Origin of the sequence: Actinosynnema sp. NPDC023794 (assembly GCF_040639675.1) — a bacterium.
GTDB classification, from domain to species: Bacteria; Actinomycetota; Actinomycetes; order Mycobacteriales; family Pseudonocardiaceae; genus Actinosynnema; species Actinosynnema luteola.
In genome coordinates this window covers 107114-120843 of record NZ_JBFAFR010000023.1, presented here as the reverse complement: position 1 = coordinate 120843, position 13730 = coordinate 107114, and the positions used below count along the sequence as shown (strand labels likewise).

Annotated in this window: 4 protein-coding genes; 2 read left to right on the top strand and 2 right to left on the bottom strand. The window is 72.0% G+C overall.

Translation table 11 applies throughout. The features are described 5' to 3' along the window. Positions 1-84: 84 nt before the first annotated feature. Together AB0H12_RS33230 and AB0H12_RS33225 are read left to right on the top strand one after the other, a co-directional pair. Complete coding sequence (locus AB0H12_RS33230) at positions 85-8157, top strand: amino acid adenylation domain-containing protein (protein WP_499628361.1); 8073 nt, start codon at positions 85-87, stop codon at positions 8155-8157. Beyond that, positions 8154-9272 (top strand): cytochrome P450, encoded by a 1119-nt coding sequence (locus AB0H12_RS33225; RefSeq protein ID WP_499628360.1) that lies wholly within the window; start codon positions 8154-8156, stop codon positions 9270-9272. The genes AB0H12_RS33230 and AB0H12_RS33225 overlap by 4 nt, the downstream gene beginning before the upstream one ends. A gap of 370 nt (positions 9273-9642) precedes the next feature. Here the strand turns inward: AB0H12_RS33225 and AB0H12_RS33220 are convergent, their stop codons facing one another. Together AB0H12_RS33220 and AB0H12_RS33215 are read right to left on the bottom strand one after the other, a co-directional pair. Beyond that, complete coding sequence (locus AB0H12_RS33220) at positions 9643-10797, bottom strand: alkaline phosphatase PhoX (protein ID WP_499628359.1); 1155 nt, start codon at positions 10795-10797, stop codon at positions 9643-9645. A gap of 90 nt (positions 10798-10887) precedes the next feature. After that, a complete protein-coding gene (locus tag AB0H12_RS33215) occupies positions 10888-13269 on the bottom strand; it encodes a TIM-barrel domain-containing protein (protein ID WP_499628358.1) in 2382 nt (793 codons plus the stop codon). Between the last annotated feature and the right edge of the window lie 461 nt (positions 13270-13730).

Genomic DNA, 13730 nt, shown 5'->3' with positions numbered 1-13730 from the left:
GGTGCCGGTGCCGGTGCCGGTGCCGGTGCCGGTGGTGGTGCCGGTGCCGGTGGTGGTGCCGGTGCCGGTGCCGGTGGTGGTGGTGTGGTGTCGTGGTTGCCGGTGGTGCGGTGGTTGGTGTCGTGGGGTGGGTTGGTGGATGGGTTTGACCAGTCGGTGGTGGTGCGTTTTCCGGTTGGTTGGGATCCGGGGTTGGTGTGGGGTGCGGTGGGGGTGTTGGTGGATCGGCATGAGGTGTTGCGGTTGAGGGTGGTGGGTGGTCGGGGGTTTGTGGGTGAGTCGGGTGTTGTGGATGTGCGGTGGGCTGTGGGTGGTGTGGGGGAGGAGTATGCGGCGGCGCGGGGGCGGTTGTCGTTGGTTGATGGTGTGGTGATGCAGGTGGTGGTGTTCTCGGATCGTTTGTTGTTGGTGGTTCATCATCTTGTGGTGGATGGGGTGTCGTGGCGGGTGTTGTTGGGTGATTTGGCGGAGGTGTGGGCGGGTCGGGAGTTGCCGGTGGTGGGGACGTCGGTGTGGGAGTGGGGTGCGCGGTTGGAGGTGGTGGCGGGGGAGCGTGGGGCGGAGTTGTCGTTGTGGCGGGGGATTCTGTCGGGTGGGGATCCGCTGCTGGGTGATCGACCGCTGGACCCCGCCGTCGACACCGCCTCGACGCTCCGCCGGATCACGGTGACCGTGCCACCCCCACCGGGGAACGTGGACGTGGCCGTGCGGTCGGCGTTCGCGGCAGCGGTGGCCCGGTGGCGCACCGAGCGCGGTGTCGCGCACGACGGCACGGTGCTGGTGGACGTCGAGGGACACGGTCGCGAGGAGCACATCGTCGACGGCGTGGACTTGTCGCGCACGGTCGGCTGGTTCACCACCATCCACCCCGAGCGGCTCGGTGTGCCGACCGTGGTGCCGGACAACGGCATCGGCTACGGCCTGCTGCGCTACCTGAACCCGGAAACCGCTGCCGTGCTGGAACAGCTGCCGACACCGCAGATCCTGTTCAACCACCACGGCCGGGTCGACGCGGGCGCCGGTCCGCTCGTCGTGGAGTCCTTCCTGGGCGGCCCCGGCCCCGACACGCCCGCGACCCACGTCCTCCAGGTCAACTCGGCCGTGCGGGACGGCGTCCTGGTCAGCACGTGGAGCTGGGCCGGTCTGGTGCTGCCCGAAGAGGACGTTCGCGCGTTGGCCGACCACTGGGCGGAGGAGGTCGCACGCGCGGACGCCGTCGAGGTGCTGCCGCTGGCGCCGCTGCAGGAAGGCCTGCTCTTCCACGCCCTGTACGACGACCGGACGCCGGACGTCTACACGGCTCAGCTGGTGCTGGAGCTGACCGGCGACGTGGACGCCGCACGCCTGCGTGTCGCCGCCGTGAGACTGGTGGCACGGCACGACAACCTGCGCGTGTCGTTCCGGCACGAGGGCCGCGACCGGCCGGTGCAACTCGTCGCACCCACCGCCGAACCGCCGTGGACCGAGGTCGACCTGTCGGACCTGACCGACGACGAACGTGCCCGCGAGCTGGACCGGCTGGTGGCCGCGGACCGGGTGGAGCGATTCGACCTCGGCCGGCCGCCGCTGATCCGGTTCACCCTGGTGCGGCTGACCGGGGCACGCCACCGGCTGCTGGTCACCCACCACCACATCCTGTTGGACGGCTGGTCCATGCCCGTGATGCTCGGTGAGCTGCTCACCCTCTACGCGGGCGTCGCGCTGCCACCGCTCACGCCCTACCGCGAGTTCCTGGCCTGGCACGCCACCCGCGACCGGGACGCGGCCGAACGGGCCTGGCGGGACGACCTCGCCGGACTGACCGAGCCGACGCTGGTTGGCGCCGGACGTCCCGCCGCGGTGGCCCCGCAGCGGCTCGTCCTGGCCGCGGACGCGGCGCTCACCGCGAACCTCACCGGCCTGGCCAGGGAACACGGGGTCACGCTCGGCGGGCTCGTCCAGGCGGCGTGGGCGGTGGTGCTGAGCGGGCACACCGGCAACGACGACGTGGTGTTCGGCACCACCGTGTCCGGCCGGCCACCGGAGATCCCGGGCGTCGAGTCGATGGTCGGGCTGTTCATCAACACCGTCCCGGTGCGGGTCGCGGTCGACCCGGCCGAGTCGCTGGTCGACCTGGGCCGCGGGCTGCGGGAGCGGCAGGTCCGGCTGATGCCGCACGAGCACCTCGGCCTGCCCGAGATCCAGCGCTGCGCCAACGCGCCGGCGCTGTTCGACACCGTCGTGGTGGTGGAGAACTACCCGGTCACCGCACCGCGCGGGGCGGCGGCCGACCTCGGCCTCGGGATCACCCCGATCGACGGCAGCGACCCGACCCACTACCCGCTCACCCTCGCCGTGATCCCCGGCGACACCCTGAAGCTGCGGCTGGAGTACCGGCCGGACGTGTTCGACGAGCGCACCGCGCGGCTGTTCCTCGACCGGCTGCTGGCCGTCCTGTCCGACCCCACCGCGCCGACGGGCGCGGTCGGCTCGCCGTCCAGCGCGGAACACGTGCTGCTCGCCGACTGGGGCGGCGTCACCCGGGACGTCCCGGCGGCGACGGTGCCGGAGCTGTTCGCCGAGCAGGTGGCCCGCCGACCGGACGACCCGGCCGTGACATCGGCCGGTACCACGCTGACCTACGCGGAGCTGAACGCGCGGGCGAACCGGCTGGCTCACCTGCTGGTGGAGCGCGGCGCCGGACCGGATCGGCTGGTCGCCGTCGCGTTGCCGCGCTCGGTGGAGCTGGTCGTGGCCGTGCTCGCGGTCCTCAAGGCGGGCGCGGCCTACGTGCCGGTGGACCCGAACTACCCGGCGGCCCGGATCGACTTCATGCTGTCCGACGCACGTCCGCTGCTGGTGATCGACGCCGACACCGCGTGGTCCGAGCGCGCGGTCACCCGGCCCGACACCGATCCGGCACCGCCGCTCTCGACGGAGCACCCTGCCTACGTGATCTACACGTCCGGCTCGACGGGGCGGCCGAAGGGCGTGGTGGTGACACATCGCGGTGTCGCGAGCCTGCTGCTGGCCCAGCGCGATACCGTGGGCGCCGGGCCGGGGTCGCGGGTGCTCCAGTTCGCCTCGCCCAGCTTCGACGCGGCGTTCTGGGAGCTGTGCATGAGCCTGCTGTCCGGCGGGTGCCTGGTGCTCGCGCCGTCCGACCGGTTGCTGCCCGGCGAGCCGCTGGTCGAGCTGCTGGCCCGGGAGCGGGTGACCCACGCGCTCATCCCGCCCGCCGCGCTGGCCGCCCTGCCCGACGGCGGCCTGCCCGCGGGCATGACGCTCATGGTCGGCGGCGAGGCGTGCTCGGCGGCGTTGGTCGACCGCTTCGCGGACGACGTGCGGATGATCAACGCCTACGGCCCGACCGAGTCGACCGTGATCGCGACGATGAGCGGTCGGCTCACCGGCGGCACGCCGCCGATCGGCAGGCCGATCCCGAACACCCGGCTGCGCGTCCTCGACCGCCGGCTGCGGCCTGTGCCGGTCGGGATGGCCGGTGAGCTGTACCTCGGCGGGCCCGGGCTGGCGCGCGGCTACCTGCGGCGGCCAGGGCTGACCGCGCAACGGTTCGTGGCCGACCCGTTCGGCGCGCCCGGTGACGTGGTGTACCGCACCGGCGACGTGGTGCGGTGGCGGCCGGACGGCCGGCTGGAGTTCGTGGGCCGCGCCGACGAGCAGGTGAAGGTGCGCGGCTTCCGGATCGAGCCGGGTGAGGTCGCCGCCGTGCTGGCCGACCACCCCTCGGTGCGGCGGGCCGAGGTGGTCGTGCGGGAGGACACCCCGGGCGACCGCAGGCTGGTGGCGTACCTGGTGCCGGACGGGCAGGTCGACACCGGCGCGATCCGGGACCACTGCGCCCGGCACCTGGCCGAGCACATGGTGCCGTCGGCGTTCGTCGTGGTGGACGTGATGCCGTTGACGCCCAACGGCAAGCTGGACCGGGCGGCGCTGCCCGCGCCCGACTTCACCGGGCTGCTGTCCGGCGCTGCGCCCACCACGGCCCGGGAACGGGTCCTGTGCGACCTGTTCGGCGAGGTGCTCGGAGTGCCGGACATCGGCCTGCACGACTCGTTCTTCGCCCTCGGCGGGCACTCGCTGCTCGCCACCAGGCTGGTCAGCCGGATCCGGACGGTGTTCGACGCGGAGCTGCCGATCAGGGCGTTGTTCGAGGCGCCCACCGTCGCCGAGGTGGCGCGCCGGCTCGGCGGTGCGGAGCTGGCGCGGCCCGCCCTCGTCCGGCGGGACCGACCGGCGCGGGTGCCGTTGTCGTTCGCGCAACGCCGGCTGTGGTTCCTCAACCGGTTCGACCGGACCAGCGTCAGCTACAACATGCCGCTGGCGCTGCGGCTGGAGGGAGACCTGGACGACCGCGCCTTGGCGGAGGCGCTGGCGGACGTGGTGATCCGGCACGAGAGCCTGCGCACGGTGTTCCCCGACGTCGACGGCGAACCGCACCAGCTGGTGCTCGACCCGGTGAGGCCGGATCTGTCCGTCGTGCCGACCGCGGCAGCCGAGCTGGCCGAGGCGTTGCGGGTCGCGGCGGCCGTCCCGTTCGACCTGGCCGTGGACCCGCCGCTGCGGGTGCGCCTGTTCCGGCTCGCGCCCGACGACCACGTGCTCCTGGTCGTGCTGCACCACATCGCCGGTGACGGCTGGTCGATGGGGCCGCTCGCCCGTGACCTGTCCCTGGCTTACGGGGCCAGGTCACGGGAGACCGCGCCGGACTGGCCGGACCTGCCGGTGCAGTACGCCGACTACACCTTGTGGCAGCGCGAGACGCTCGGCGAGGAGTCCGACGCCGACAGCCCGATCGGGGCGCAGCTGGCCTACTGGTCCGAGCGGTTGGCGGACCTGCCCGACGAGATCCGCCTGCCCGCCGACCGGCCCCGGCCACCGGTCGCCACCTCGCGCGGCGGCTCGGTGGCGTTCGCGGTGGACGCGGACCTGCACCGCGGTCTGGTCGATCTCGCCACCGCGCACCAGGTCAGCTTGTTCATGGTGGTGCAGGTTGCGTTGGCGGCGCTGCTGACCGGCCTCGGCGCGGGCGCCGACATCCCGATCGGCAGCCCGATCGCCGGGCGCACCGACGACGCGCTGGACGAGCTGGTCGGCGTCTTCGTCAACACCCTGGTGCTGCGCACCGACACGTCCGGTGACCCGACCGGCGCGCAACTGCTCGCCCAGGTCCGCGAGTCGAACCTGGCCGCGTACGCCAACCAGGACCTCCCGTTCGAGCGGCTGGTCGAGGTGCTCAACCCGGAGCGGTCGCTGGCCAGGCACCCGTTGTTCCAGGTGCTGCTGACGTTCCAGAACATCACCGAGGTCCGGGTGGACCTCGCGGGGCTCGTCGCGCGGCCAGTCCAGGTGAGTGGTGAGGCGATCAAGCTCGACCTGGGCTTCAACTTCGACGACCGGCGCACCCCGGACGGCGCACCGCTCGGCATGGCGGGCTACCTGGAGCACAGCGAGCTGTTCGAGCCGGATACCGCCGAGCGGATCACGGCCCGGCTGGTCCGGGTGTTCGAGCAACTCGTCGCCGACCCGGACCGGCCGATCAGCCGGATCGACCTGCTGGCGCCCGACGAACGGCGCCGGCTGCTCCACGAGTGGAACGACACGGCCCGCGCTGTCTCCGGACCGACCCTGCCGGACCTGTTCCAAGCCCGAGCGCACACCGCACCCGACCACCCGGCGGTCGAGCTGGGCGACGAGGTGCTGACCTACGGGGAGCTGAACCGCCGGGCCAACCGGCTCGCCAGGCTGCTGGTCGAGCGAGGCGCCGGGCCGGAGCGGTTCGTCGCGATCGCGTTGCCCCGCACGGTCGACATGGTCGTCGCGGTGCTCGCGACGCTCAAAGCCGGTGCGGCCTACCTGCCGGTGGACCCGGCCTACCCGGCCGAACGGGTCCGGCACATGCTCACCGACAGCGGTGCGGCCGTGCTGCTGCGGGCCTCCGGGGTGTCCGTGCCCGGCGCTGACCGGTTCGACGGCGCGATCGTGGTGGAGGACGACGCGGAGGTGCGCGAGGTGGTCCGGCGGCTGCCCGACCACGACCTCGCCGACAGCGACCGGACGTCCCCGCTGCTGCCCGACCACCCGGCGTACGTCATCTACACCTCCGGGTCGACCGGTCGGCCCAAGGGCGTCGTGGCCACGCACGGCGGCGCGACGGCGTTGTCGACCGACCAGCGCGACCGGTTCGCGGTCGACCACGACACCAGGGTGTTGCAGTTCGCATCGCCCAGCTTCGACGCCGCCGTGCTGGAGACGCACGTCGCGCTCACCTCCGGCGCGACCCTGGTGCTGGCCTCCGACGAGCGGCGTGCGCCCGGCGCGCCGCTGGCCGCGTTGATCAGCGACGCGCGCGTGAACCTGGTATGCCTGCCGCCGACCGTGGTGGCGGCGTTCCCGCCCGACGCCGAGCTGCCCGCCGACCTGCGGATGCTGGTCGCGGGCGAGGCGTTCCCCCCCGAACTGGTCGACCGGGTCGCTGGGGTCGCGCTGGTGGTCAACGGGTACGGGCCGAGCGAGTGCAGCGTGGCGACCACGATGAGCGCCCCGCTGAGCGCCGGCGGAGGCGCGCCGATCGGCGCGCCCATCGCGAACACGCGGGTGTACGTGCTGGACGACCGGCTGCGACCCACCCCGGTCGGTGTCGTCGCCGAGCTGTACGTGTCCGGTGCCGGGGTCGCCCGCGGCTACACCGGCCGGCCCGGGTTGACCGCCCAGCGGTTCGTGGCGTGCCCGTTCGAGCAGGGCGCCCGGATGTACCGGACCGGGGACCTGGTCCGGTGGCGGGCGGACGGGCAGCTGGAGTTCGTCGGTCGGGTCGACCACCAGGTGAAGGTCCGCGGCTACCGGGTCGAGCTGGGCGAGGTCGACGCGGTGGTGGGAACCTGCCCCGGTGTGTCGCAGGCGGTCACGGTGCTGCGGACCGACGAAGCGGGTGCGGCGCTGGCCTGCTACGTCGTCGCCGCGGAGCCCGGCGTGGACGCCGCCCGGCTGCGGGAGCACTGCGCCCGCTCGCTGCCGGACTACCTGGTGCCATCGGTGTTCGTCCTGCTGGACGCGTTCCCGGTGACCCCAAACGGGAAACTGGACCGGACCGCGCTGCCCGCACCCACGGCGGTCGGGACAGGCCTGCGCGGGCCGCGGACACCGCAGCAGGAGGTGCTGTGCGGGTTGTTCGCGGACACCCTGGGGCTGCCCCGGGTCGGCGTCGACCAGTCGTTCTTCGAGCTGGGCGGCCACTCGCTGCTCGCCACCCGGCTGATGAGCCGCGTCCGCGCCACGTTCGGCGTCGAGCTGCCCATCCGGACGCTGTTCGAGGCGCCGACCGCGGCCGATCTCGCCGACCGCCTCGGTGGTGGCGCTGGCGGCGACGAGCTGGACGTCCTGCTGCCGTTGCGGCCCAGGGGGGACGGGCGCCCCCTGTTCTGCGTGCACGCCGGTTCGGGCATCAGCTGGGTCTACTCCGGGTTGATGCGCAGCCTCGGACCCCGCTACCCGCTGTACGGCCTCCAGGCTCGCGGCCTGACCGACCGGGAGCGGATGCCCGCGTCGATCGACGAGATGGCCGCGGACTACGTCGACCAGGTCCGCACGGTCCAGCCGCACGGTCCTTACCAGCTGCTGGGCTGGTCCTTCGGTGGCGGCGTCGCGCACGCCATGGCAGCCCGGCTCCGCGCGGCCGGCGAGGAGGTGTCCTTCCTCGGCCTGCTCGACGCCTACCCGCGCAACGACGAGATCGGCGGCGGTCGCGAGCTGGACGAGCAGGGGTTCTACCGGGTCATGCTGCGGCTCGCCGGGCTGGACCCGGCCACCGTGCCCGCCGGTCCGTTGCGGCATGAGCAGGTCATCGACCTCGTCCGGGCCGAGGGCAGCCTGCTGGCCACCCTCACGCCCGAGCACGTGCGCGGGATCGCGGCGGTGTTCAACAACAACTCGGTGATCCAGAAGGACTTCGTGCCCGGCTTGTTCGACGGCGACGTGCACTTCTTCACCGCGACCGTCGACCAGGTCGGCGAGGCTCACGAGTGGGCGCCGCACGTCGCCGGCGAGCTGCACGTGCACGGCATCGCCTGCGCGCATTCCGAGATGACCGACCCCGGACCGCTGGCCGAGATCGGTGCGATCGTCGCCGCGGCCCTCGACGGGAAGAGGTGGGCGTGAACGGTCCGAAGTGGACGGAGTCCGCCGAGGACGGCGGCTACTGGTCCGTGGTCACGCACGACCTGGCCACCGAGGTGCTCAAGACGCCGGGCGTGTTCACCTCCGAGGACGGGATGCGCCTGGGTGGCAATCCGGCGGCGGTCCGCGCGGCGGCGGGCAGGATGCTGACCGTCAGCGACGGTCCGCGGCACCGGCGCATCAAGGCGGTGCACACACCGTGGTTCAACAGCCGGGCGATGGCGGCCCTGTCGGACGACCTCCAGGAGCGCCTCGACGGTCACGTAGGCGCGTTGGTGGCACGGGAAGAGCCGTTCGACGTGATGTCGGAACTGGCCCGGAAGTTCCCGGCGTGGACGGTGTTCCGCATGATGGGGATCCCGGAAGGGGACTGGGATCACCTCGCACGGTGCACCGACACGGCCTACGACGAGTCCGAGGCCGGACCGGACGGCCGGATCGCCCGCAGCGTCGCGCACATGGAGCTCCTCGACTACTTCGCCACCCTGGCGGATCGACGCCGAGCCGATCCCGGTGACGACATCGTCTCGGCGCTGGTGCACACGGAGGTCGATGGGAGCACCCTGTCCGATGACGAGGTGGTGCTCAACTGCGACGGCTTGGTCGTCGGCGGGTTGCAGACCACCCGGCACGCCGCCGCTGGCGCGGTCGTGGCGTTCGCCGAGCACCCGCGGGAGTGGTTCCGATTGCGCGCCGATCCAGCTTTGCTGCCCACCGCGACCGAAGAGGTGCTCCGTTGGACATCGCCGCCGATGCACGTGCTGCGCACAGCGCGCACCGACGTGGTGTTGGGTGGGGCGCCGATCCGGGCGGGTGAGCGGATCGTGGTCTGGATCCCGTCGTGCAACCGGGACGAGCGGGTCTTCCCCGACGCGGAGGTCTTCGACGTCGACCGGCGGCCGAACCCCCACCTGAGCTTCAGCGCCGGACCGCACTACTGCGTGGGTGCCCGGCTCGGTCGCCTGGAACTGGAGTGCTACCTGCGTGCGCTGGCGCGGTTCGTGGCCGGTTTCGACCTCGTGGGCAGCCCGGTTCGGCTGAAGTCGAACTTCCTCACCGGGTGGACAGCCGTACCGGTCAGCTGCCGACCCGGCTGATCCGGTCGCCATCGGTCGAGGACCAGGCGTTGAGCTGCAAGACGTCGAGCCCTTCACGGCTACGCCTGACGGACGCTGCGGGGCAGCAACCGCAGGAGGGCAGGCAAAGCGTGGTCGCTGCGGTGACGGTGGCCGAGCCGAGCGCGGTGGCGAGTTGCTGCCCGCGGTCGAGGTGCCACTCGCGCCAGGACGGTCCGGCGCATCTCCGGGGTGAAGTGGCGGGCGACTGGACGTCGCGGACCTGAGGTCGTTGAAGTCCGCTGTGGACGGGCTGCACGTCGACCGCCTCGACGCCGTGCCCAGCGTCGACCCGTCACCTCGCTGAACACAAGAGCGCCAGGCGCGCGGCGCACGGTCACAGGGGGTCGGCTCACAGGGAGGTGCGGAAGGGCCCCGTGATCTCGTAGGTGATGCCACCGCTGCTGGTGCCGGTGGTGCCGAGCTGGGAGGAGAAGTACAGGCGGTTGCCCGCGGGGTTGAAGGCGACGCCGCAGAGTTCCGACGAGCTCTGCTCGGTGACGCGGGCGAACGCGGCGACGACGTCGTCCGGGGTGATGACGCAGATCTCCATGTTGCCGCCGTCCTCGGCGACGTACAGGTCACCCACGGTGGCGCCGGTGATGTTGTCGACGCCGGTCAGGGGCGGGTCGCCGGCGAAGTCGTCGTCGTAGGCGATCGCGATGGTGTTGTCGACCGCGTCGTAGGCCCACACGCGGTTGTCGCCCTTGGTGGTGAAGAAGCACGTGCCGTTGCGGTAGTAGCAGCCCTCGCCGCCGTCGAACACCTTCATGCCCGAGACCTGCTTGCGGGTGAGGGTGGGGCTGCCGTCCGGGTCGGGCACGGTGGCCCAGGACAGCGCGCCGCCGACCTCCGTGAGCACCTGGAGGGTGCCCGAGGACAGGTCGCCCCAGGTGGTGGGGACGAACCGGTAGAACCCGCCGTCGCTTTCGTCCTCGGTCAGGTAGATCACCTCGCGGTCCGGGTCGGCCGCGGCGGCCTCGTGCGTGAATCGGCCCATCGCGTCCCGGCGCACGGCGGGCTTCACGCCGAACGGGTCGGTCTCGAAGACGTGGCCCCGCTTGGTCTCCTCGCACGACAGCCAGGTGTTCCACGGCGTCGCCCCGCCCGCGCAGTTGCGGGTGGTGCCGGAGAGGATGGTGTAGGCGTCGGTGATGTTGGCTTCGCTGTCGAAGCGCACGGCGCTCACGCCGCCCGAGCGGCCGTCCAGTTCCGCGTTGGACACGTAGATCCACCCGGTGCCGTCGGCGAAGCACGCGCCGCCGTCCGGGGCGCGGTGCCAGACGTGGTCGGTGCCCGGCACGGTCTCGGTGGAGCGGGCGATCACCCGGCTGGTGAACCCCTGCGGCAGCATGATCCCGTTGGCGTCGGCCGCTTGCAGCGGCCCGTAAGGGCTCGGTCCGGCCTTAGCCGGGTAGCCCAGGGCCTCCGGCCACAGGGTGAACCCGAAGGCCATCGAGGTACCCGCACCCACGACGGCCGTGCGGAGGAATGTGCGACGATCCACGCTGCTCTCCTTACGAGACTGGGAGTTCCATCCCGGACGATCCGGGTTGGGCTGCCGCCGGCACTCCGACGACCTCACGCAGGGTTGCGGTCATGCGCGAACGACCGTGAACAGCGTGGCGCCGGCCATGCCGGACCAGTCCCCGGCGGGACCTCGCTCGGTCCGGATCCCGTTGATGAAGACCGCGCCGGTGCCCGGTGAGCCCGCGATCGGCGGGATGACGAGCCCTCGCACCGCGGCCGGCCCGTTCGTGACGACGTCGACCCGGCCCGCCGCGTCCCGGGTGACCCGGACCTCCGTCGACGGCCCCTCATCGCGCACGACGGTGTGCGCGTCGGCGTCACCCCAGTAGCTCAGCACCAGGTCGTCGAAGGGGCCGTCGCCCACCCTGTCCTCCGGCTGCACCATCGGGATCAGCGCGCCACGCCGGACGTACAGGGGGATCTGACCCAGCGGCTTGCGGGTCCGCAGGTGGACGCCGCCGGCGTGGACCTCGCCGGTCCAGTAGTCCACCCAGTCACCGTGCGGCAGGTAGAGCGTGCGCTGTCCCTCCTGGTTGATCGCGGGAGCGACCAGCATGTCGGGACCCCACAGGTACTCCAGGTCCGCGGACCAGGCGCCGGGGTCGTCGAGCCCTTCCGCCACGAGGGGACGCAGCACCGGCACAGCGGTCTCGGCGGCGGCGACGACGGCTGAGTACAGGTAGGGCATGAGCCGGTAGCGCAGGCGGAGCGCCTCGGCGACCAGCGCTTCCGCCTCGGCGGGGAAGTCCCAGGGGAAACGGGTCTCGTTGCCGTGGAACCGCAGCAGCGGCGAGAACGCGCCGAACTGGGCCGACCTGACGAAGACGTCGGCGGTCGGCGCGCCGGTGAACCCGCCGACGTCGTGGCTCCAGTAGGGCACGCCGCTGAGCGCGTACGAGAGGCCGCCCCGCAACGTGCTGGCCAGCGCCGGGTAGGTCGCGTTCGTGTCGCCGGCCCACTGGCCGCAGTGCCGTTGCCCGCCGGTGAACGACGACCGCGCCCACACCACCCGGTGCCCGGCCACCCGTTCGGTGATGTCGACGACGGCGTCGTTGAACAGCAGCGAGTAGACGTTGTGCAGCGCCTCGCCGGTGAGCCCGTTCGCGGCCACGGCGTCGACCGGGACGCCCTCGCCGAAGTCGGTCTTGAACAGGGTCGCCCCCTGGTCCAGCAGCGGCTGGAGCAGCTCCTGGAACCAGGCGGTCGCCGCCGGGTTGGTGAAGTCGGTGATGCCGCACGCCGCCTGCCAGCCGTGCCAGACGTCCGCGACGTAGGTCGAGCCGTCCGGCCGCTTGAGGAAGTAACCCTTGGCGTCCCCTTCGGCGAACACCTCGGTCTCCACGCTGACGTACGGGTTCATCCACAGGCAGGTGCGGAAGCCGAGCTCATCGAGGCCGGTGAAGAGCTTCTTCGGGTCGGGGAACTGCTCCGCGTCCCACTCCATGTGCGACCAGAGCCCGTGCCGCTGCCAGTACGCGTCGATGTGCAGCACGTCGCACGGCAGGTTCCGCTCCCGGATCCGGCGGGCGACGTCGAGCGTCCGCTCCTGGTCGGAGCGGACGAAGCCGTTCGACATCCAGGTGCCCAGGGCCCACTTCGGCGGCACCTGCGGTGCTCCCGTGAGCCGGTGGTAGCGGCGGAGGATGTCCGGGACCTGAGGTCCGGCGATGACGAAGTAGTCGAGCAGGTCGTCGGGGGTGATGATCTGCGCGCACGTGTGGATCGAGTGGCAGAGGTCGAACTCGGTCGCCATCCCGCTGTTCACCAGCACGCCGTAGCCGCGGCTTGAGATGTAGAACGGGACGTTCTTGTAGGAACGCTCGGACTCCGAGCTGAACGCGTCGTAGTTCCAGCTGACGACGCGCTGGCCGCGCTTGTCGAAGGCGGTGAACTTCTCGCCCAGGCCGAAGAAGTGCTCGTCCGGCTCGGCGGTGAAGGTCTCGTGGTAGGCGATCACCTGCCCGTCACCGGTGGTCGACCGGCCGAACGGCAGCACTCGCAACCGGTAGCTGACGTCGGAGGCGTCCCCGTTCTGCGCGACGAGAACGCGGCCGGAGGCGTCTCGGAAGGACAGGTGCCACGGGTCCAGTCGGATCTCGGCCACCAGTCCGCCCGCGTCGACGGTCACCAGCCCGTCGTCGACGGTGACGGAGGCGCCCCGCGCGACGCGTTCCTCGACGAGGGCGATGGCGGGCTGGGACCGGGTGCGGACCTCCGCCGTCGGCGCCAGCCGCACGCGGACGACCGAGTCGTCGGTCGCGGTCACCGCGGCGAAGAGGTGGTCGCCGGCGGAGGTCTCCGCGCGCATGGTCACCTGGCCGTTCCCGGACTCCAGCACGGTCGCGCGGACCACGCGGGCGGCCCCGGGGTCGCCTGGCGCCCGCGACGGCAGGTCGAGCGGGTCGGCGACGTGGTTGATGAACGGCGTCAGCGGTGGCGTGTACGGCAAGGTCTGCTCCTGTCGTCGGGCGGCGGGCACGGGGGCGGACGACGGAACTCGCCGACCGGGGCTATCGGGTTGCCGGCGGGACAGCGCTCGGTGAGTCCGTCGGGGAGCGGCGGCGGTGGACGCGGAACTCGTCGCCGTCCGCGACGGCGCGCGACATCGCAGAATCACCGCACCATCTGCGGGACGCTGCGCCGGGTTATCGGAGGCGTTGTCCCGCCGCGGGACAACGCCTCCGATAAAAAGCTGACTGAATCCCCAGTGCTCAGACGATCTCGAACCTACTGCGTCCGGAACGGCGCTTGTCAAGGTTGATCGGATGACGCCTACGGACCCACTGTCGAATCATGATCGAATGATTATCGAACCGCGATCGAATAGGCTGGCTGAATGTCCTCCCGCCTGCGTGTTCGGGGGACTGTCCGGCTGTCGAGGCAGTGATCGTGGTATGATCGACTTATCGT